We start from the raw sequence: 19734 nt of genomic DNA, 5'->3' as shown, positions 1-19734 counted from the left end.
ATTTGAATAGTAAGTAAACAATATAGCAAACAATGAAATTATTAGAAGGAAAAATTGCCATAATTACGGGTGCAAGTCGCGGTATTGGTAAAGGAATTGCATTAATATTTGCCCAACATGGCGCGCAAGTTGCATTCACATATAGCTCATCTGTTGAGGCAGCGAATGAGTTGGAAAAAGAACTAGTTGAGTTAGGAGTTAAAGCGAAAGGATATCAATCTGATGCTTCAAATTACGAACAGGCACAGCAATTAGTGTTAGATGTAGTTTCTGATTTTGGAGGGGTAGATATCTTGATTAATAATGCCGGAATTACTAAGGATAATTTATTAATGCGTATTTCCGAAGCAGACTTTGATAAAGTGATTGAAGTAAATTTAAAGTCTGTTTTTAATATGACAAAGGCAGTACAAAGAACCATGCTAAAACAGAGATCTGGGTCTATAATTAATATGAGTAGTGTTGTTGGTGTAAAAGGGAATGCAGGACAAACTAATTATGCAGCTTCAAAAGCAGGTATTTTAGGATTTACGAAATCAGTAGCATTAGAACTCGGTTCTAGAAACATAAGATGTAATGCGATTGCACCCGGTTTTATCGAAACAGAAATGACAGATAAGCTTGACGAGAAAATTGTGCAGGGCTGGCGAGATGGGATCCCATTAAAAAGAGGTGGAAGTCCAAAAGATGTAGCCAATGCTTGTGTATTTTTGGCTTCAGATTTATCTGCATATATTACAGGGCAAACACTCAATGTAGACGGAGGTATGCTTACTTAAAACCATTAATTATGATATATGTAACCACCGAAACTATTAAAGGAAAAGAAATTATTGAATCTCTTGGTATAGCAAGAGGAAGCACAGTTAGGGCGCGCGATTTTGGTAGAGATTTTTTTGCAGGATTGAAAAATTTAATTGGAGGAGAAATTTCAGAATATACCAAATTGTTAGCCGATGCAAGAGAACAGTCATTACAGCGTATGTTAGATGATGCAAAACAAATGGGAGCAGATGGGGTAGTCAATGTAAGATTCACAACTTCTCAGGTAATGCAAGGAGCGGCCGAAATTCTCGCCTATGGAACAGCAGTTAAACTTAATTAAAAAATGACTGAGGTACTTTCTTTTTTATTTATTTTCCTTTTAATCGTTATCACAGCGGTGGCTTTTATCTATTTTTTAGCGAAAAGAATAGAAGATAGAAAGCAAGAGAATTTTGAAAAAAGAAGAAATTAATGGATAATTCCACCATTTTTTATGGAATGCTGGCAGCATTTTTGTCTATTTTAATAGCACTATTCCATTATCACACTGTTTTTAAAAAGAAAAAAGGATACTATTTATGGTTAGCAATACTATTGCGTTTTTTAAGTGCATTTTGTATACTTTTATTGTTATTTAATCCAAAATACAATAAATACTATACCTATCTTGAAAAACCTACATTAGCGGTAGCCATAGATAATTCATCTTCAATTTCATTTTTAAAACAAAAACAGAAAGCCCAAGATTTTATCTCTTTTTTAAAAAAAAGTAAAGGTCTTGATGAACGCTTTGAGGTTTCCTATTATACATTTGGAAATAAAGTTAATACAGGGAGTAATCCAGATTTTTTAGAATCGCAAACCAAAATTAGTAGTGCATTTAACTCAATTCAAAAACTAAATAAAGATAAACCTTCTGCCACTATTCTAATTTCTGATGGGAATCAAACTTTTGGTAGGGATTATAGTTTTCAAAAGGCAAACCCTTTACATAAAATCTATCCAGTTTTATTGGGCGACACCTTAAAAATTTTAGATCTTAAAATAACTCAGATCAATAGTAACCGTTATGCATTTTCTGGAAATAGCTTTCCGGTTGAACTGTTCCTTAATTATCAAGGTACAAAACCAATAAAATCAAAGTTGTCTTTGTATAATGGCAATACGCTGGTTTTTAGCGAAAGTATAAATTTTGAAGCTTCGTCAGAAACCATTATTAAAACAATTAATTTAACAGCGAAAAGTCCTGGGACGCAGGTTTACAGAGCAGAATTAGCACCGCTTTCAGACGAACAAAATAAGATTAATAATAAAAAGGAATTTGCTGTTGAAATAATTGATCAACGTACAGAAATATTAGTGGTTTCTGATTTGGTACATCCAGACTTGGGTGCAATAAAAAAAAGTATTGAAAGTAATGAACAACGGTTGGTCACTTTTGCAAAGAGTAATGTTTCTCAAAATCTATTAGATGAAAGTGAGCTAGTAATACTTTATCAACCAACCCCCTCATTTAGTAGTTTATTTAAAAAACTTACTAGTCAAAATCGTAATTATTTTATTATTACCGGAACGAGGACTGATTGGAATTTCATTAATACGGTTCAAGATCATTTTAAAAAAGACTGGATTCGTCAAACGGAAGAGATTCAAGGAGAAAAAAATAATGGATACGACGTATTTAATATAGAAAATGTCTCTTTTGTAAATTATCCACCTTTAGAAGCTTATTTAGGGGACCTTACATTTTCGGTGCCCACAGCTCCTATATTATTTAATAGAATACGAAATTTAACACTCACAAGTCCACTTTTGGTAACATTTGAAAAAGATAATAATAAATTTGGTTTGTTAAATGGGGAAAATATTTGGAAATGGAGAGCGCATAATTTTGTTTTACAAAATAGCTTTGAAGATTTTGATTCATTCTTCGGTAAATTAGTATTTTATCTATCTTCAGATAAAAAAAGAGAACGGCTAAGTTTAACCTATGAACCGTTTTATGACGGAAGTAACAATTTAAGAATAGCAGCGTCTTATTTTAACAAGAATTACGAATTTGATGCAGGAGCAAATTTATTATTGTCTTTGACGAATAAAAATTCTAATGAAAGTAGAAAGATCCCCCTTATTTTAAAAGGTAATTATTACGAAGCAGATATATCCACAATTCCTTCTGGGCCTTATGAATTTGAAGTAAAAGTACTTGGACAAAATATGGCTAAATCGGGAAACTTCAGAATTTTAGATTTTGATATTGAAAAGCAGTTTCTCACAGCAGATAAACAACGTTTACAACGACTAGCTGAAAATTCAGGCACTCAACTTATCTATCACAACCAATTTGATAAACTTGAAAATTTATTATTAAACGATATTAACTATAAACCAATCCAAAAAAACAGACAAGATATTGTATCTTTAATAGATTTTAGATATCTCTTGTTTGCCATTGCATTCTTGTTGGCTTTAGAGTGGTTTTTGAGAAAATATAAAGGACTTATTTAATAACACAATCTAAATAGATTAAATGTCATGGAAAAATTTCCAAAATTAGTATTACCTGTTGTTTTTATTTTAATTATTGTAATCATTTTTTTTGTTAAATCTACAGAAACTATTAAATCAGGGCAGGCAGGCGTTTTATATAAAACTTTTTCAGGTGGAGTGGTAACAGATGGGCCACCACTTTCAGAAGGCTTTCATATTGTAGCGCCTTGGAATAATGTTTTTATTTACGAAGTACGTCAACAAGAAGTATTTGAAAAAATGCAAGTACTATCTTCTAATGGATTGGAAATAAGACTAGAAGCTTCAGCTTGGTTTCAGCCTAATTATGAGACTTTAGGACTAATGCATAAGGAAAAAGGCGAAAATTATATCCAGCGTATACTGCAACCAGCAATAAGATCTGCTGCAAGAAGTGTAGTGGGTAGGTATACACCAGAACAATTATATTCAAGCAAAAGAGATGCTATTCAAAAAGAAATTTTTGAAGAAACTAAAAAGATAGTTGATGATCAATATATTCAACTCAATGAAGTGCTGGTGCGTGATGTTACTTTACCCAATACAATTAAAGATGCAATTGAACGAAAACTGAGACAGGAGCAGGAGTCTTTGGAATACGAATTTAGATTAGAGAAGGCATCTAAAGAAGCAGAGCGCCAAAGAATAGAGGCTGAGGGTAAAGCAAATGCCAACCGGATTTTAAGTGCTTCACTTACGGATAAAATTCTTATGGAGAAAGGAATTGGAGCTACCTTAGAACTTTCTAAATCTGACAACTCTAAAATAATTGTAATTGGTAGTGGAGAAGGTGGATTGCCAATTATTCTTGGCAACCAGTAAGATCTAAAATTCAGTATTGGGTTGTTTTAGTAATTTAGAAGCTTGTTGTTTCCAGTTATCACGTTTAATTCGACCTGGAAAAAATTCAATAAGTTGGGTTACGGCTTCTATTTCATGATCACTAAGTTTACTGATCTGGCTATAAGTAAAAATGCCAATATGATTTAATTTTTGCTCTATAAAAGGACCAATACCATCAATATTTTTTAAATCGTCTTTTTCCGCTTCAGAAGCAACACCTATTCGTGAAAAATTTAGATAAGGAAGGGTTTTTTTATTTTTAGACTTAATACCTTTAAAAATCCCTTCATTTGAATTGGCCTCAATGGAGCTTCCCATTCTTCCGCGGGTTTGAACGGCTCTTACCTTCGATGTAGGTATTAAATTTTTATTGGAAAAAGGTTCACTTTGGGAATCAATTGTTGTGATGTGGTTGCTTTGTTTGTTTTCTGATAGATTTTTTTTAGTTCTAAAAGCCCCTAAAATATATCCCAATAAAAAACAGCTAAAACCTGTGATTGCGATATATATATAGGTCTCCATAAATTCAAATTCTATTGTTAAAAATAAAAATTCAATTTTTCATACCCAACCTATAAGATTAAAAATTAAACATTTAGCGTTAATTTTTTTAAATTCTTGTATTAAGTGCTTAAAAAAACAAAAAACGGTTGCCACTGTTATTGATTTTATAGTAAATTTGTGCTTTATTAAAAATATGAAGAATTATAAAATATATCATCATCATTTCATTTCTTGCAATCAAGCGAGTTGAAATGTTTTGATTATTATTAAACATTATATAAACCCGTTTGAACAGCTCAGGCGGGTTTTTTTATGAACAAAAGTGGAGCCGTTCTAACATTAATAAATAAAAATGAATAAGCTAAGAATTGCGATTCAAAAATCAGGAAGACTAAATGAAGACTCTTTAAAATTATTAAAAGATTGTGGTATTTCAATTGATAATGGTAGAGATCAACTAAAAGCTACGGCAAGAAATTTTCCATTGGAGGTATTGTATCTCAGAAATGGAGATATTCCACAGTATTTAAAAGACGGGGTAGTGGATATAGCTGTAATAGGAGAAAATTTATTACTTGAGAAAGCAAAGGATATAGAAACTTTGATTAAACTTGGTTTTTCTAAATGTAGAGTATCTTTAGCCGTCCCAAAATCTAATAAATATGCTTCTGTAAAAGATTTAGAAGGTAAAAGAATAGCCACCTCTTATCCCAATACAGTTCAGGCATTTCTAGATGAAAATAACGTAAATGCAGAGTTACATATTATAAATGGTTCCGTTGAAATAGCCCCTAATATAGGGCTGGCAGATGCAATAGTTGATATTGTCTCCAGTGGCAGTACCTTATTTAAAAATAATCTCAAAGAGGTAGAAGAAATTTTCAAAAGTGAAGCGGTCTTAGCCTTATCTCCTTGTATTTCCAGAGAAAATAAAATATTGCTTGAAAAGCTTCAATTTCGAATAACCTCTGTATTAAAAGCTAGAAAATCAAAGTACATTCTTATGAATGTACCTAATGACAAAATTGAATCCATAAGTAACATTCTTCCAGTACTTAAGAGCCCAACTATTATGCCTTTGGCAGAAAAAGGATGGAGTTCTTTGCACTCTGTTATTGAAGAAGCTACGTTTTGGGAAGTAATTGATGAGCTAAAATTAGAAGGAGCCGAAGGAATTTTAGTTTGTCCTATTGAAAAAATGGTGCTTTAAAAGATGAGTTTAGCATATACCATAAAATTCATTCCTGAAAATCAATTGCCATTGGTAATTCCATTTTGGCAACAACTAGACTGCAGCTTATCAAAAGAAATACTCACAGAACGGTTACGGGAAATGATTCAACAAGGTTATCAGTGCGTAGGTATGTATGAGGATGAAAAATTAGTAGGAATTTCTGGTTTATGGACTCTTGTAAAATATTATATGGGGAAGCATCTAGAACTAGATAATGTTATTATTTTATCAGAATACAGAGATAAAGGATTAGGTAAACTGTTGTCGGATTGGATTTTAGAATATGCAAAATCTATTGGTTGTAACGGTTCGGAATTGAATTGTTATGTAAGTAGTTTTGCAGCTCAAAAATTTTGGATGAATCAGGGATATAATATTGTAGGATATCATTTTCAAAAAAAAATTAGTAATGAAAAAAATTAATTATCCGGCACATAATTCATGGGAAGCATTACTCATGAGGCCAACACAAACAATTGATGATATTGAACTTACAGTAAATGAGATATTTAATGAAGTCCAAACAAAAGGTGATGATGCAATAAGAAAATATACGAGTTTATTTGATGGAGTCAGTTTAACCTCATTGAAAGTTAGTGAGAAGGAAATCCAATTAGCAAATAATTTGGTTTCCAACGAGTTAAAGGATGCTATTTTATTAGCGAAAGGAAATATTGAAACTTTCCATGAAGCACAAAGAACAGATAAAGTAGAAGTAGAAACAACTCCTGGAGTAGTATGTTGGCAAGAAAAAAGGCCTATTAACAGGGTTGGTTTATATATCCCAGGAGGTACAGCTCCTTTATTTTCAACTATTTTGATGCTTGCCATTCCTGCAAAACTGGCAGGTTGCAAGGAAATTGTTTTGTGCACCCCTCCAAACAAAGAAGGAAAAGTAAATCCGGCAATTCTTTATACAGCAGCACTCTGTGGAGTAACTAAAATTCTAAAAGTAGGGGGAATTCAAGCCGTGGCTGGAATGACTTTTGGCACCTCTTCAATTCCTAAAGTATACAAAATATTTGGTCCAGGAAATCAATTTGTAACGGTAGCGAAACAATTAGCTACCCGTTATGGGGTTGCCATAGATATGCCCGCAGGACCTAGCGAGCTATTGGTAGCTGCTGATGATTCTGCGAATGCTGTTTTTGTAGCTTCAGACCTTTTAAGTCAAGCCGAGCACGGAGCAGATAGTCAGGTGATTTTAGTCTCTACTTCAGAAAAATTAATAGATGAAGTTTCAAATGAAGTAGCTAAACAACTCAAAAAGTTGCCTAGAAAAGAAATTGCAGAGCAAGCTATCAATAATTCCAAGCTTATTCTTGTAAAAGATGATGCTACCGCTATAGAACTTATAAACCAATATGGTCCAGAACACTATATTTTATGTGTAGAGAATGAGCAGCAGTATCTTGCAGAGTTAAAAAATGCAGGTTCTGTTTTTATAGGGAACTATACTCCTGAAAGTGCGGGTGATTACGCTTCTGGTACTAATCATACACTTCCTACTAATGGATATGCAAAAAATTATAGTGGCGTTAATTTGGATACTTTTATGAAGGCAATGACTTTTCAAAAAATTTCAAAACAAGGGATCCAAAATATTGGCAATGCTATTGAACAAATGGCAGCAGCAGAAGGGTTAGAAGCACATAAAAATGCAGTTACTTTAAGACTGGAGAATCTTTTGAAAGAGCAATAAAATGAGCACAGCTTTTAATCTTTCCACACTTATTAGGGCTAACGTTGCCAAATTAAAGCCATATTCTTCTGCTCGTGATGAGTTTAAAGACTTCACAACAGAAATGATATTTTTAGATGCGAATGAGAATCCATTTGCCAATGGAGTGAATAGATATCCAGATCCACAACAGAAAAACTTAAAATCTCTTTTAGCACAAAAAAAAGGGGTGATTGCAGATCAGGTTTTGCTTGGTAACGGTAGTGATGAAGTATTAGATCTTATTTTCAGAGCATTTTGTGAGCCCAGAAAAGATTCAGTGATTACAATGCCACCTACTTATGGAATGTACGGGGTATTGGCAGCTACAAATGATATTACTAATAAAGAAATTCTATTAACCAATAATTTTGATATTGATACCGAAGCTGTATTAAAAGCAATATCATCTAATGTGAAGTTAATTTTTATTTGTTCTCCAAATAATCCTTCTGGTAACGTTCTTAATAAAGAGGCGATTAAAAAACTACTTGAAAATTTTGAAGGACTTATTGTGATAGATGAAGCCTATGTTGATTTCACAGAACAAGAAAGCTGGGTTCATTGCCTAGCGGAATACCCAAATTTGATTGTTACACAAACGCTGTCTAAAGCATATGGTATGGCAGGAATCAGATTAGGAATTTGTTATGCTTCCGTAGAGATTATTCAGGTTCTAAATAAAATTAAGCCCCCTTATAATGTAAATATATTAACTCAGGAGCGGGCATTTTTAAGGGTGACTAATACCACACAGGTAAGTTTAGAAATTGCGAATATTGTAGCCTATAGGAATGAATTATCTTCAGCTTTAAAGAATATATACTTTGTCTCAAAAGTATATGATTCAGAAGCTAATTTTGTTTTAGCAAGGGTAGATAATGCAACTAAAAGATATGAGCAATTACTCAATTTAGGTATTGTAGTTAGAAATCGGTCTTCTCAACCTCTTTGTGATAATTGCTTGCGTTTTACGGTTGGGACTAAAGAAGAGAATCAAAAACTTATAGCAGCACTAAAAAATATTAATTAGCAATGAAAAAGAAGGTTTTATTTATAGATAGAGACGGAACCATAATTAGGGAAACATCTGATGAGCAGATAGATACTTTTGAAAAATTAACGTTTTATCCAGAAGCACTTACCTATCTCCCTCGCATAGCTAAAGAGTTAAATTATGAATTGGTGATGATTACCAATCAGGACGGATTGGGAACCGAAGTTTTTCCTGAAAATACGTTTTGGCCTGTTCATAATTTAATAGTAAATGTTTTTAATAATGAAGGAGTAGTATTTGACGAAGTTTTTATTGACAAGACATTTGCTAAAGACAATGCTCCCACACGTAAACCAAATACAGGTTTGCTTACCAAGTATTTTTCTGAAGATTATAACTTAGAAGAGTCTTTTGTCATTGGAGATAGACTTACAGATATTGAGTTAGCTAAAAACTTAAACAGTAAAGGTATTTATATTAATGACCAAACATTTTTAGGAGTAGATGAAATTACGGTACAACGCAAAGAACTTGATCCTTATATTGCTCTAGAAACTAACAGCTGGAAAAGGATTTATGAGTTTTTAAAGTTAGAGAATAGGGTGGCTACCATCAAAAGAAAAACGAATGAAACCGATATTTTCATAGAACTTAATCTTGATGGAAGTGGTAAAAGTGATATAAAAACGGGAATAGCTTTCTTTGATCATATGCTTGATCAAATAGCGAGGCACGGGCAAATGGACCTTAAAATTGAAGTGAAGGGAGATTTAGAGGTAGATGAACACCATACTATTGAAGATACAGCCATCGCTTTAGGAACGCTTTTTCAGAAGACTTTAGGTGATAAGTTAGGTATTGAACGTTATGGTTTTTGTTTACCTATGGATGATTGTTTAGCACAGGTAGCGATTGATTTTGGAGGTAGAAACTGGTTGGTTTGGGAAGCTGATTTTAATCGTGAAATGATTGGTAAAATGCCTACAGAAATGTTCTATCATTTCTTTAAATCTTTTACGGATGGAGCTAAAGCCAATCTGAATGTTAAAGCAGAAGGAACAAATGAGCATCATAAAATAGAAGCTATTTTTAAAGCTTTTGCTAAATCAATCAAAAGTGCTGTAAAAAGAGATACAGAAAAAATGATTTTACCTAGTACAAAGGGAATGCTCTAAAAAATATAAAGTGAAAATAGTTATTATAGATTACGGAGCCGGAAACATCCAAAGTATAAAGTTTGCTTTAAAACGACTTGGCTTTGAGGGAGTGCTAACTAGTGATCCTGATGAGATTAAAAAAGCCGATAGCGTTATTTTTCCTGGAGTAGGAGAGGCTGGAAGTGCTATGACCAAACTAAAGGCTTCGGGTTTAGACACTTTAATTCCTACCCTAAAACAACCGGTGCTTGGAATCTGTCTTGGAATGCAGCTCATGTGTAACCGCTCTGATGAAGGAAACACAGAAGGTTTAGGTATTTTTGATGTAGATGTTCATCGTTTTTCAAATGCGGTAAAAGTGCCACAGATTGGATGGAATCAAATAGCAGAATTAAAATCAAACCTTTTTGAAGGCGTTAAAGAAAATGAGTATATGTATTTGGTGCACAGCTACTATGCACCCCTTTGTGAAGAAGCTATTGCTGTGACCCAATATGAAATGAAATATGCAACGGCTTTGAAAAAAAACAATTTTTATGGCGTGCAGTTTCATCCAGAGAAAAGCAGTGAAGCAGGCGCCAAAATATTGAGGAACTTTTTAGCTTTAAGACAATGAGAATTATTCCAGCAATAGATATAATTGATGGCAAGTGTGTACGCTTGTCTAAAGGTGATTATGATACCAAAAAGATATACAATGAGAATCCGCTAGAAGTAGCATTAGCATTTGAAGCTAGTGGAATTAAACATTTGCATCTGGTAGATCTTGATGGTGCAAGAAGCAAGCATATTGTGAACCATAAAGTGCTTGAACAAATAGCTTCTAAAACAGAATTAGCTATTGATTTTGGTGGAGGACTTAAAAGTAATGAAGATTTAAGAATTGCATTTGAATCTGGTGCATCCCAAATTACAGGTGGAAGTATTGCTGTTAAATCTCCGGAAATCTTTAAAAATTGGATTGCTCAATACGGTAATAGAAAGATTATTTTGGGGGCGGATGCCAAAGATGAAAAAATAGCCATAAGTGGTTGGCAGGAAGCTTCAAATTTAGAACTATTACCTTTTATTCAATCCTATATAAAGGAAGGAATAACGTATGTAATTTGTACTGATATTAGTAAAGATGGAATGTTGGAAGGCCCCTCAATGGATTTATACAAAAAAATTATAGATACTATTCCAGAAATTAAGTTGATTGCTTCCGGAGGAATCTCGCATATAGATGAGTTGCCTAAGTTGGTAGAAGCAGGATGCGAAGGCACTATCATTGGAAAAGCTATTTATGAAGGAAAAATACATTTAAAAGAACTTGAAAAGTTTATTGTAGATCACCAATAACTAATAAATAATGGAAGTAAAAGACAGCAATGGAAATTTACTCAATGACGGCGATGCTGTGCATGTGGTGAAAGATTTAAAAATAAAAGGCATGTCAAATACCCTTAAAAGAGGCAATATTGTTAAAAATATACGTCTTACTGGAAATCCTCAGGAAGTGGAATGTAGAGTAGGAAAAAGTCAGGTAGTACTTAAAACACAATTTTTAAAGAAAGCTTAAGATGCTCACAAAGCGAATTATACCCTGTTTAGATATTAAAAATGGACGTACGGTAAAAGGCATTAACTTTGTAGACCTTAGAGATGCAGGAGATCCGGTAGAGTTAGCAAAAAAATATGCAGAAAAAGGTGCTGATGAATTGGTGTTTTTAGATATTTCTGCAACAGAAGAAAAAAGAAAAACATTGGCAAATTTAGTGCTCAAGGTAGCAGAAAATGTCAACATCCCTTTTACGGTTGGAGGTGGTATTTCTTCAATAGAAGATGTAGATATACTTTTAAAATGTGGTGCAGACAAGATATCAATAAATTCATCTGCTGTTAAAAATCCTCAGTTGATTAATGATTTGGTAGGTAAGTTCGGATCTCAATGTATTGTGGTAGCAATTGATGCCAAACAGCTTGAAGGAGTATGGAAAGTACATTTAGTGGGAGGCAAAGTGCCAACAGAACTTGATCTTTTTGAATGGGCTAAAGAAGTAGCAGAGAGAGGTGCAGGAGAAATTTTATTTACTTCTATGGATCACGATGGCACAAAAGAGGGATTTGCAAATGAAGCGCTAGCTAAACTTTCTTCATTAATTAACATACCGGTTATTGCCTCTGGTGGAGCAGGTAAAATGAATCATTTTACTGATACTTTTAACATTGGAAAAGCAGATGCCGCTTTGGCTGCGAGCGTTTTTCATTTTGAAGAAATTGCAATTAAAGATTTAAAAGAACAATTACAAATAGAAGGTATTCCAGTACGTTTATAAAAATACCATTTATGATCTCATGTAGTACTTTTTAACAAAAAGGAATAAAAATGGATACACAAATAATAGATTTTGATAAGGACTCAAATGGATTAGTTCCTGCAATTATTCAAGATGGAATTACACAAAAGGTACTTATGTTGGGGTATATGAATAAGGAGGCCTATGAGAAAACATTGGAATCTAAAAAAGTCACTTTCTTTAGCCGTAGTAAAAACAGACTGTGGACAAAGGGTGAAGAAAGCGGTAATTATTTAGAGTTACAAGATATTAGTGTAGACTGTGATCAGGATGCGCTACTTGTGAAAGTAAACCCTTTGGGACCAACCTGTCATAAGGGCAAAGATACCTGTTGGAGCGAAATCAATAAGAGTAATTTTGGATTTCTTTCCTCTTTAGAAACCATTATTTCTCATAGGAAAAATAACCCAACGGAAAAAAGTTATGTAGCATCCCTTTTTAAGGAAGGAATCAATAAAATTGCGCAAAAGGTAGGGGAAGAAGCCATTGAAACCGTCATTGAAGCTAAAGACTCCAATGATGATCTTTTTTTAAATGAAAGTGCAGATTTATTATTTCATTATTTAATTCTATTGCAAGCCAAGGGTTTCAAACTATCAAATATTGAGAAAATATTGAAAGAGAGACATTAGGAACTTTTTTTGGTCTTTCGTTATAAGATTATCTTATACAATTCTATTTTAAGGCTTCTTTTCTTCTTATCCTAATGTGTTGGAATTGGATTTTAATTTTCGGATTATTTGTCTATTAAATGACGAAGCATCTTTTCTATGAAATTAATAGTTAGTTAAGCTATTAATACCAAAATAAATGTCTTTTTAATTTGAGAAATAATTTTATTTTGAAAAACACTGAAATTATTTATTCTCCCATAGATTTATAAATAAGAAGTGTTTCTTATAATAATAAGGTTAAAAAACTAAGGATATACCAGTAATTTCCTAGTTAGATGCGGAAATCCGTAAGTAAAGTAATACATTTTTTTGTAAATTGGTTTGAATTAGTACGTCATTTAAAACTAAAAAGTAATAAATAAAGACCTAACTGTTTTCCAATTTGAAACACCCTATTTTAGATATAATAAATCTTTATTTCCAAAAAACTGGTTATTTTTTTAATGAGGAAGAGGTGGCTTTACAAATTTCTACACATGCAGAGTTTCCAAATTTGATAGCAGTAAGTGATTTATTTCATCATTTTGGCATTGATCATTACGCTCTAAGGCTAAATAAAGAAAAAGGAATCATAGAAAACCTCCCAAAATTTTTCTTGGCTCATTGTATGATTGATCATGAACCCACACTTGTTTTAGTTCAAAAAAATAAGGATTTATTAAAGCTATATTACAATCAAAAGAAAATCATCAACTATAATTTTGATGATTTTTTACAATTATGGACAGGGGTAATGCTAAGTTTTAAAGAAGTTCCTATTGCCTCATTAGTGGGAATTGGGAAAAAGAAGTTGATAAAAAATTTGGTATATGGAGTTGTGGTTTCTTCCATAATTGTGATATTTCTACAATCAAATAGTTCTTTTATTGAGGTATTTTGGCTTTTCACCTCTCTTATCGGATTAGCCATCGCTGGGCTTATAGTACAACATGAATTAGGGTTTAATCTCAATGCAGTACATAAAATCTGTAAATCTTTTGAAAATACAAGTTGTGATGCTGTCATAAGTTCAGATGGTGCCTCATTAATGGGGTTGTTAAAGTTAAGCGATTTAGGAGTAATATATTTTACGGCGCAAACTTTATTTATAATCATAGCTTCCTTTAGCACTAACCTATCTTTGAACCCTCTAATTTGGTCAAGCATTCTTTCAGTACCTGTAATTGCGTACTCGCTGATTTATCAAGGTGTTATTTTAAAAAAATGGTGTCCGTTATGCCTCGGGATTGTAGGGATATTGAGTATTCAATTGTTAATTGTTTTTAGTACTACAGAAAGTTTAGTGTCCCTTACTGATTTTACTATTTTTACTACAAGTATTTATTCATTTCTATTCGCTACAATTACCTCCATTTGGCTGTTTGTTCGCCCTTTATTAGATCAATCCATTGAATTAAAAAAATTGAGTTTTGAAAATCTCAGGTTTAAGAGAAATTTTGATTTTTTCTCAGAAGCTTATCATAAAATGCCCTTGTTAAGCAGGTATTATAAATCTAAAGAAGATCTTGTTTTTGGTAATCAAGGCGCAAACTTAAAGATCACCTTAGTGACCAATCCTCTATGTTATTATTGTGTAGAGGCACATGAAGTATTAGACAATTTATTAAAAGCCTATGGTGATCGTTTTGAGTTAACCATTCGCTTCAATATTATCAATTCTTCGGAGCATAATAAGGCGGCACAAATAGCACATTATTTTCTCAAAGTATTTAATGATCAGGGTACCAAAGAGTGTCTTAAGCAGATATCTGGTTTTTATAAGCAAAAAGATAAAATGAAATGGTTATCTGAGATAGATCAAAACTTAGAGCCCACCTATTTTGATCTTTTGTACAGTCATTATAATTGGTGCAAAGAGCAATCCATCAATTTCACCCCTGCTTTGTGTATCAACTCCCGATTATATCCGAAAAAATACTATAAAATTAAAGAGCTTCCTTATTTTATGGAAGACTTTATACAATTAACACAACAAAATGAAACCTTGCAGCCCTCCATTCAATAATGACATTTTTTTGCAAAAAAATGGACGGATTGCTAACCGTCCTAAAAATGTTTAGCCAATTAATAACTATTATGAAATTTTAATGATGAAAAAAATTGATTTTCAAAATTTGCTAGATGGCAAGGCAAAAGTATTAGGTAAAGAAGATTTAAAACACATTCTTGGAGCAGCAGAAGGGTACGATTCTTTGGGAAATAGTGACCCAGGTGATGAATGCTTGACTGCGACTTGTGTAAATGATTCGAGTTGTGAAAGCCTTCCTTATTGTACTAAATGCGTAGGTGCAACTTCTCAAGAAGAAGGTAGTTGTGCGTCTTGGAGATAATTAGGTGAGGGGCTAGTGGTCTCTTTCAAATTCTAGCCCCTTTAATTTTAATTTTAAAATAAATGAAATATCTATCTAAAAAAACAGCAGGCATACTTTTACCAATTCTCTTAATAGGCTTTACAATTCTTTTAGGGTTTCAACAAAAAGATACGGAAGAATACTTTGAGATCGAGGGAACATTTATTGGAAAAAACACAAAGGAAATTATTCTGATTTATGGTGACGCAAATCAAAATACGAAAATTGATACTATAGCTATTCAAAACAATGGATCATTCAAAAGTAAGGGTACTATTAAAGGCTTTACTTCCGCAAACATTAAGGGTAATGTGAAATCAAATAGCGTAGAAGATCCTAATTATGTGTTTATATTTATTGAACCTGGGATTAATAAAATAAAATTAGAAGAAAATAATTTTAAAAGCATTAAAATTTCCGATAACAGAAGTTTTAAGCTTTATAAAAAATTATATAAGAGTATAGATTCTATCTATTCTGTAAATAATTGGAAAGCTATTGTTAAACAACGTAATAATTACTATGCGGATCATTTAGTATTTCCAAAAAATAAGATGCTGAAAGATAGTATGGACTATTTTAATCTCAAAATTGATAAAGTAGTTAATCTTATTAACAATAAGAAAAGAGAGTTTATTACAAAGTATGCTAAAGATCTTGTAAGTACTTTTGTATTACAAATGGAATTCAAAAGCAATCGAATTGGTGTAAAAGATACCCGAAATTATTTCAATAACTTTTCAAAGTCAGTACAAGAAAGCAGCCATGGGCAAGAAGTTTTGAAAATGTTTCAAAAAATAGAAAGAAGCTTAGTTGGCAACAAAGCTTCTGATTTTGAAGCAACAGATTACCTAGGTAATAAACTTCAATTATCAGATTTTAAAGGAAAACATGTACTACTAGATTTTTGGGCGGGTTGGTGTAAACCTTGTAAAAAGAATCATCCTGCCATGAAGGCTATTTACAATCAGTATCATAATAAAGGACTTGAATTTATAGGAGTTTCTTTTGATAGAGATGAAGAAGAATGGAAAGAATCTATAGCTTTAGAAAATCTGGATTTATGGCATCAGGTATTAGGAGATTATAGAGATTCTGATGAAAATGCAATTCATAATAAATTTAATGTTATGCCCATTCCGGCCTATATTCTCATTGATGATAAGGGCTACATTGTTGGAAGATATCTAGGAGCAGATCGCTATGATGGAAATGAAAATGGTAGAGACGGAATTCCTGAACTCAAACAAAAATTACAACAAATTTATTCAAAATCATAAACAGATTCTACATTGATTTAAGAGAAACCGAATCTTTCCTAAGAGAGTGATAAGAATATAAAAAAGGTTTCCACAATATGGTCATAAGTCTTATTTGATGAGGCAATATTTCTGTTTTTATCATGTAAACTAGAGTAATCTAACAAATCTTTCCATCAAAATTGTTTAAATATTTCAAAACCAAATGAAACAACTTATGGACTCACCTTATTTAGTAAGGCTTCAAGCTGAACTTCTTACTAAAGAAGAACTCAAAAATATAAAAGGAGCTGCGGAGCGAATGGACTCTTTTGAAAATGGTATGAATTCTGACTGTTTATCTACTTTTTGTAATGCAACACGAGATTGTACCGATGTTCATTGCGGAAGTTGTGAGCCTCATAATAGTAATGGGGGTATATGTATGCCTTGATCTTTTTATTTCTACACATTTTACCTAAAAACTCTTAAGAGGTAATCCAGCAAATTGGTAAAATCCAAAAACTTCAATAATATATTGTATTTTGCTATAAAACTATTTTATGGCTCGAAAAAAGGTTGGAATAAAATCAGTCCTTAAAAAGCAACTTTATTCACATCGCAAGATAGGTAAAGCCCCTGGGACCATCACCTATCTTGGAAATCGTGAAGACGGAAAATATGCCATTAAGGTTATGAATTATGATAAAAACACATTTGATACAAAATTATGTGTGGGAATAGAAGAGGCTTTTGGCTTGGAGGCATACAATCAAGTTTCTTGGATTAATGTATTTGGATTAAGTAATGAGTTGGACATAGAACAACTAGGCAAACATTATCAGATTAATTCATTGGTACTAGAAGATACGGTGAATACCAATCAAAGACCTAAAGTAGATGAATATGAAAATTATGTATTTACAGTTTTAAAAATGTTATATCTCGATGAAAATCATGAATTGGTTGTTGAGCATACAGCAATTGTTCTTAAAGAGAATACCGTACTACTCTTTCAGGAAGTGGAAATTGATGTTTTTAACGGAGTTCGTGAACGTATAAAAAACAAATATGGAAGAATAAGAGAAAGGGGGGCAGATTATCTTTTCTTTGCATTAATTGATGCGATTATTGATCAGTATTTTGTAGTATTGGAAAGCATCCATACAAGAATAGAGTTATTGGAAGAAGAGGTATATAATAATCCTAGATCTGAAGTTTCCGAAAAAATACAACGGTTAAAGAAAGAAGTGCTTAGTGTTAGAAAAGCAGTTTCTCCTGCTAAAGAAATAATCACTAGGTTGATTAAAACAGAGCATCCATTAATAAAAGATGATACCCGAGTTTTTCTAAGAGATGCACATGACCATAGTATACAAATCTTTGAAAATATTGAACTCTATCGAGAAATGACCATGTCACTCATGGAGATGTACATGACCAATATGAGTCATAAAATGAATGAAGTAATGAAGGTTCTCACCATTATTGCTACAATATTTATTCCATTAACCTTTATTGCCGGTATTTATGGAATGAATTTTAAACACATGCCAGAGTTAGAGCACCCCTACGGATATCCTATTCTCTTGATCATAATGGCTGTTGTATTTATACTGATGTTATTTTATTTTAAAAGGAAAAAATGGTTATAATGCTTTAGTCAAACAACCCAGATGAAAGGTATCTATCTCCACGATCACAAATAATGCATACAATAACACCTTCAGAGAGCGTTTCAGCTAATCTTAAAGCAGCAGTAACGGCACCCCCGCTACTCATACCGGAAAAAACACCTTCTTCTTTAGCAAGTTTCCTCGCCATACTAATAGCTTCCTGTTCACTAACTTCAATAATATGATCTACTTTAGAACGATCAAATATTCTAGGTAAATAAGCCTCTGGCCATTTTCTTATACCAGGAATATTACTATTGTCTGTAGGCTGAACCCCAATAATCTGGATATTTGGGTTTTGTTCTTTCAAAAAGGTAGAAGTGCCTATAATAGTACCCGTAGTTCCCATTGAAGACACAAAGTGAGTTACTTTGCCCTCTGTATCATACCATATTTCTGGCCCTGTTGTTTTGTAATGGGCTTTCCAATTGTCATCATTACTAAATTGATTAAGCATAAAAAATCCTTCTTCTTTTACTTTCAATTCAGCATAATCACGGGAACCTTCAATACCCTTTTCTTGATTTGTAAGTGTAACTTCAGCACCATATGCTCTCATGGTTTGAATTCTTTCCTTTGTTGCATTTTCAGGCATCACCAATTCTATCTTTAACCCAAAAAGGTTTGCAATCATAGCCAATGCAATTCCGGTATTGCCGCTAGTTGCTTCAATAAGGTTAGTTTCTTTATTGATTTTACCTTTATCTAAAGCAGACTTGATCATATGGTATGCAGCTCTATCTTTTACGCTTCCCCCTGGATTATGACCCTCTAATTTAAAATAAATTTGAACATTGCTATGAGTATTTAGTTTTTGCGACTGCACTATTGGAGTGTTACCAATACAATCAAGAATAGTCTTAGCCATTTGTTTTTGCTTTTTTAATTTTAATGTCAGGGGTATGTGAAACAATAGAATTTTCTGGTACGGAACTGGTTATCCAAACATTACCGCCAATAATACTATTAGCCCCTATTACCGTTTCCCCGCCCAAAATAGTTGCGTTAGCATAGATAGTAACATTATTCTCTACTGTTGGATGCCTTTTTTTGTTTTTTAGACTTTTAGAAACGCTAAGAGCTCCAAGGGTAACACCTTGATATATTTTTACGTGATCTTTAATTATCGCAGTTTCTCCAATGACTACTCCTGTTGCATGGTCAATAAAAAATGACTTTCCAATTTGAGCTCCAGGATTAATATCAACACCAGTTAACCGATGTGCATATTCTGCCATAAGCCTTGGAACCAAAGGGAAATTGACTTGATAAAGTTCGTGACTCAGTCTATGGATTGCAATCGCATAGAATCCCGGGTAGCTCAAGTATACTTCTTGGAGTGAATTAGAGGCAGGATCATTTTCTGTATGTGCTTTGGCATCTAATGTTAAGTATTCTAATATTAATGGAAGTTTTTGGACGTATCTATCCCATTCTTTCTCACATTGATTAGATGCATCCCAGCAAGCTAAATGGGAAAGTTCTTTAAAACTAACTTCTAGTTTTTCCATATTTTCCTCTACATCGGTTTCCACATCAAAAAGGGTACAAAAAAGTAGATTTGCAAACTGTTCTGTTTTTTCTTTTAACCGCAGTTTTACATTGGGATTTTTTTTCTGATTTATAATATTTTGAATGATTTCTGAAGTGGTCATTTTACTGGCTTTAGTTCAAGATTTCTACGAATCTTTATTGGTCGTAACTATT

22 protein-coding genes are annotated in these 19734 nt (G+C 32.7%); 19 read left to right on the top strand and 3 right to left on the bottom strand.

The genetic code is table 11. From position 1 onward, the window contains the following. The first annotated feature begins 32 nt into the window (after positions 1 to 32). From fabG to WBG07_RS01285, 4 genes are all read left to right on the top strand, one after another. On the top strand, positions 33 to 779 hold the full coding sequence (gene fabG / locus WBG07_RS01300; RefSeq protein ID WP_340198671.1) for a 3-oxoacyl-[acyl-carrier-protein] reductase: 747 nt from the start codon (positions 33 to 35) through the stop codon (positions 777 to 779). Between the two features lie 11 nt (positions 780 to 790). Next, positions 791 to 1105: a YbjQ family protein gene (locus WBG07_RS01295; protein WP_340198670.1), complete on the top strand. Its 315-nt coding sequence runs from the start codon at positions 791 to 793 to the stop codon at positions 1103 to 1105. 131 nt (positions 1106 to 1236) lie between these two features. Further along, the gene (locus WBG07_RS01290) at positions 1237 to 3273 is read left to right on the top strand and encodes a vWA domain-containing protein (RefSeq protein ID WP_340198669.1); all 2037 of its coding nucleotides are present in this window, start codon (positions 1237 to 1239) and stop codon (positions 3271 to 3273) included. Positions 3274 to 3300: 27 nt separating this feature from the next. Beyond that, positions 3301 to 4116: a prohibitin family protein gene (locus WBG07_RS01285; RefSeq protein WP_340198668.1), complete on the top strand. Its 816-nt coding sequence runs from the start codon at positions 3301 to 3303 to the stop codon at positions 4114 to 4116. A gap of 3 nt (positions 4117 to 4119) precedes the next feature. On the opposite strand, the gene WBG07_RS01280 is transcribed toward WBG07_RS01285, so the two are convergent. Beyond that, on the bottom strand, positions 4120 to 4659 hold the full coding sequence (locus WBG07_RS01280; protein WP_340198667.1) for a hypothetical protein: 540 nt from the start codon (positions 4657 to 4659) through the stop codon (positions 4120 to 4122). A 334-nt stretch (positions 4660 to 4993) separates the two neighbouring features. Here WBG07_RS01280 and hisG point away from each other — a divergent pair, with 334 nt between their 5' ends. The 15 genes from hisG (at position 4994) to corA (ending at position 18006) form a co-directional block, all read left to right on the top strand. Next, positions 4994 to 5851, top strand: a complete 858-nt coding sequence (gene hisG, locus WBG07_RS01275; protein ID WP_340198666.1) for an ATP phosphoribosyltransferase — start codon at positions 4994 to 4996, stop codon at positions 5849 to 5851. A gap of 3 nt (positions 5852 to 5854) precedes the next feature. Next, on the top strand, positions 5855 to 6298 hold the full coding sequence (locus tag WBG07_RS01270) for a GNAT family N-acetyltransferase (protein WP_340198665.1): 444 nt from the start codon (positions 5855 to 5857) through the stop codon (positions 6296 to 6298). Then, positions 6285 to 7577, top strand: coding sequence for a histidinol dehydrogenase (gene hisD / locus WBG07_RS01265; RefSeq protein WP_340198664.1), 1293 nt, complete (start codon positions 6285 to 6287; stop codon positions 7575 to 7577). The genes WBG07_RS01270 and hisD overlap by 14 nt, the downstream gene beginning before the upstream one ends. A 1-nt stretch (position 7578) precedes the next feature. After that, a complete protein-coding gene (gene hisC, locus WBG07_RS01260) occupies positions 7579 to 8628 on the top strand; it encodes a histidinol-phosphate transaminase (RefSeq protein WP_340198663.1) in 1050 nt (349 codons plus the stop codon). A 2-nt stretch (positions 8629 to 8630) separates the two neighbouring features. Next, on the top strand, positions 8631 to 9767 hold the full coding sequence (hisB, locus tag WBG07_RS01255; protein WP_340198662.1) for a bifunctional histidinol-phosphatase/imidazoleglycerol-phosphate dehydratase HisB: 1137 nt from the start codon (positions 8631 to 8633) through the stop codon (positions 9765 to 9767). Between the two features lie 10 nt (positions 9768 to 9777). Then, positions 9778 to 10365, top strand: coding sequence for an imidazole glycerol phosphate synthase subunit HisH (gene hisH, locus WBG07_RS01250; protein ID WP_340198661.1), 588 nt, complete (start codon positions 9778 to 9780; stop codon positions 10363 to 10365). Further along, positions 10362 to 11090, top strand: a complete 729-nt coding sequence (gene hisA / locus WBG07_RS01245; protein WP_340198660.1) for a 1-(5-phosphoribosyl)-5-[(5-phosphoribosylamino)methylideneamino]imidazole-4-carboxamide isomerase — start codon at positions 10362 to 10364, stop codon at positions 11088 to 11090. Before hisH ends, hisA begins: the two co-directional genes overlap by 4 nt. A gap of 10 nt (positions 11091 to 11100) precedes the next feature. Continuing rightward, positions 11101 to 11310 carry an alkylphosphonate utilization protein gene (locus WBG07_RS01240; RefSeq protein ID WP_340198659.1) on the top strand — a complete coding sequence of 70 codons (210 nt, stop codon included), beginning with the start codon at positions 11101 to 11103 and terminating at the stop codon, positions 11308 to 11310. Between the two features lies 1 nt (position 11311). Continuing rightward, the gene (hisF, locus tag WBG07_RS01235) at positions 11312 to 12067 is read left to right on the top strand and encodes an imidazole glycerol phosphate synthase subunit HisF (protein ID WP_340198658.1); all 756 of its coding nucleotides are present in this window, start codon (positions 11312 to 11314) and stop codon (positions 12065 to 12067) included. 50 nt (positions 12068 to 12117) lie between these two features. Further along, entirely contained in the window at positions 12118 to 12720 is a 603-nt protein-coding gene (gene hisIE / locus WBG07_RS01230) for a bifunctional phosphoribosyl-AMP cyclohydrolase/phosphoribosyl-ATP diphosphatase HisIE (protein ID WP_340198657.1), read from the top strand. Positions 12721 to 13144: 424 nt separating this feature from the next. After that, positions 13145 to 14767 (top strand): vitamin K epoxide reductase family protein, encoded by a 1623-nt coding sequence (locus WBG07_RS01225; protein WP_340198656.1) that lies wholly within the window; start codon positions 13145 to 13147, stop codon positions 14765 to 14767. 82 nt (positions 14768 to 14849) lie between these two features. Next, positions 14850 to 15092: a hypothetical protein gene (locus WBG07_RS01220; RefSeq protein ID WP_340198655.1), complete on the top strand. Its 243-nt coding sequence runs from the start codon at positions 14850 to 14852 to the stop codon at positions 15090 to 15092. 62 nt (positions 15093 to 15154) lie between these two features. Further along, complete coding sequence (locus WBG07_RS01215) at positions 15155 to 16393, top strand: redoxin domain-containing protein (protein WP_340198654.1); 1239 nt, start codon at positions 15155 to 15157, stop codon at positions 16391 to 16393. Between the two features lie 184 nt (positions 16394 to 16577). After that, positions 16578 to 16805 (top strand): hypothetical protein, encoded by a 228-nt coding sequence (locus tag WBG07_RS01210; RefSeq protein WP_340198653.1) that lies wholly within the window; start codon positions 16578 to 16580, stop codon positions 16803 to 16805. Between the two features lie 109 nt (positions 16806 to 16914). Further along, on the top strand, positions 16915 to 18006 hold the full coding sequence (gene corA / locus WBG07_RS01205) for a magnesium/cobalt transporter CorA (RefSeq protein ID WP_340198652.1): 1092 nt from the start codon (positions 16915 to 16917) through the stop codon (positions 18004 to 18006). Positions 18007 to 18010: 4 nt separating this feature from the next. Here the strand turns inward: corA and cysM are convergent, their stop codons facing one another. After that, positions 18011 to 18895, bottom strand: coding sequence for a cysteine synthase CysM (gene cysM, locus WBG07_RS01200; RefSeq protein WP_340198651.1), 885 nt, complete (start codon positions 18893 to 18895; stop codon positions 18011 to 18013). Then, positions 18888 to 19682, bottom strand: a complete 795-nt coding sequence (gene epsC / locus WBG07_RS01195) for a serine O-acetyltransferase EpsC (RefSeq protein ID WP_340198650.1) — start codon at positions 19680 to 19682, stop codon at positions 18888 to 18890. The genes cysM and epsC overlap by 8 nt, the downstream gene beginning before the upstream one ends. Positions 19683 to 19734: the final 52 nt, after the last annotated feature.

Source organism: Ascidiimonas meishanensis (genome assembly GCF_037782385.1).
Taxonomy (GTDB): domain Bacteria; phylum Bacteroidota; class Bacteroidia; order Flavobacteriales; family Flavobacteriaceae; genus Ascidiimonas; species Ascidiimonas meishanensis.
The sequence above is the reverse complement of the archived record's forward strand: the minus strand, read 5'-3'. Positions and strand labels throughout refer to the sequence as shown.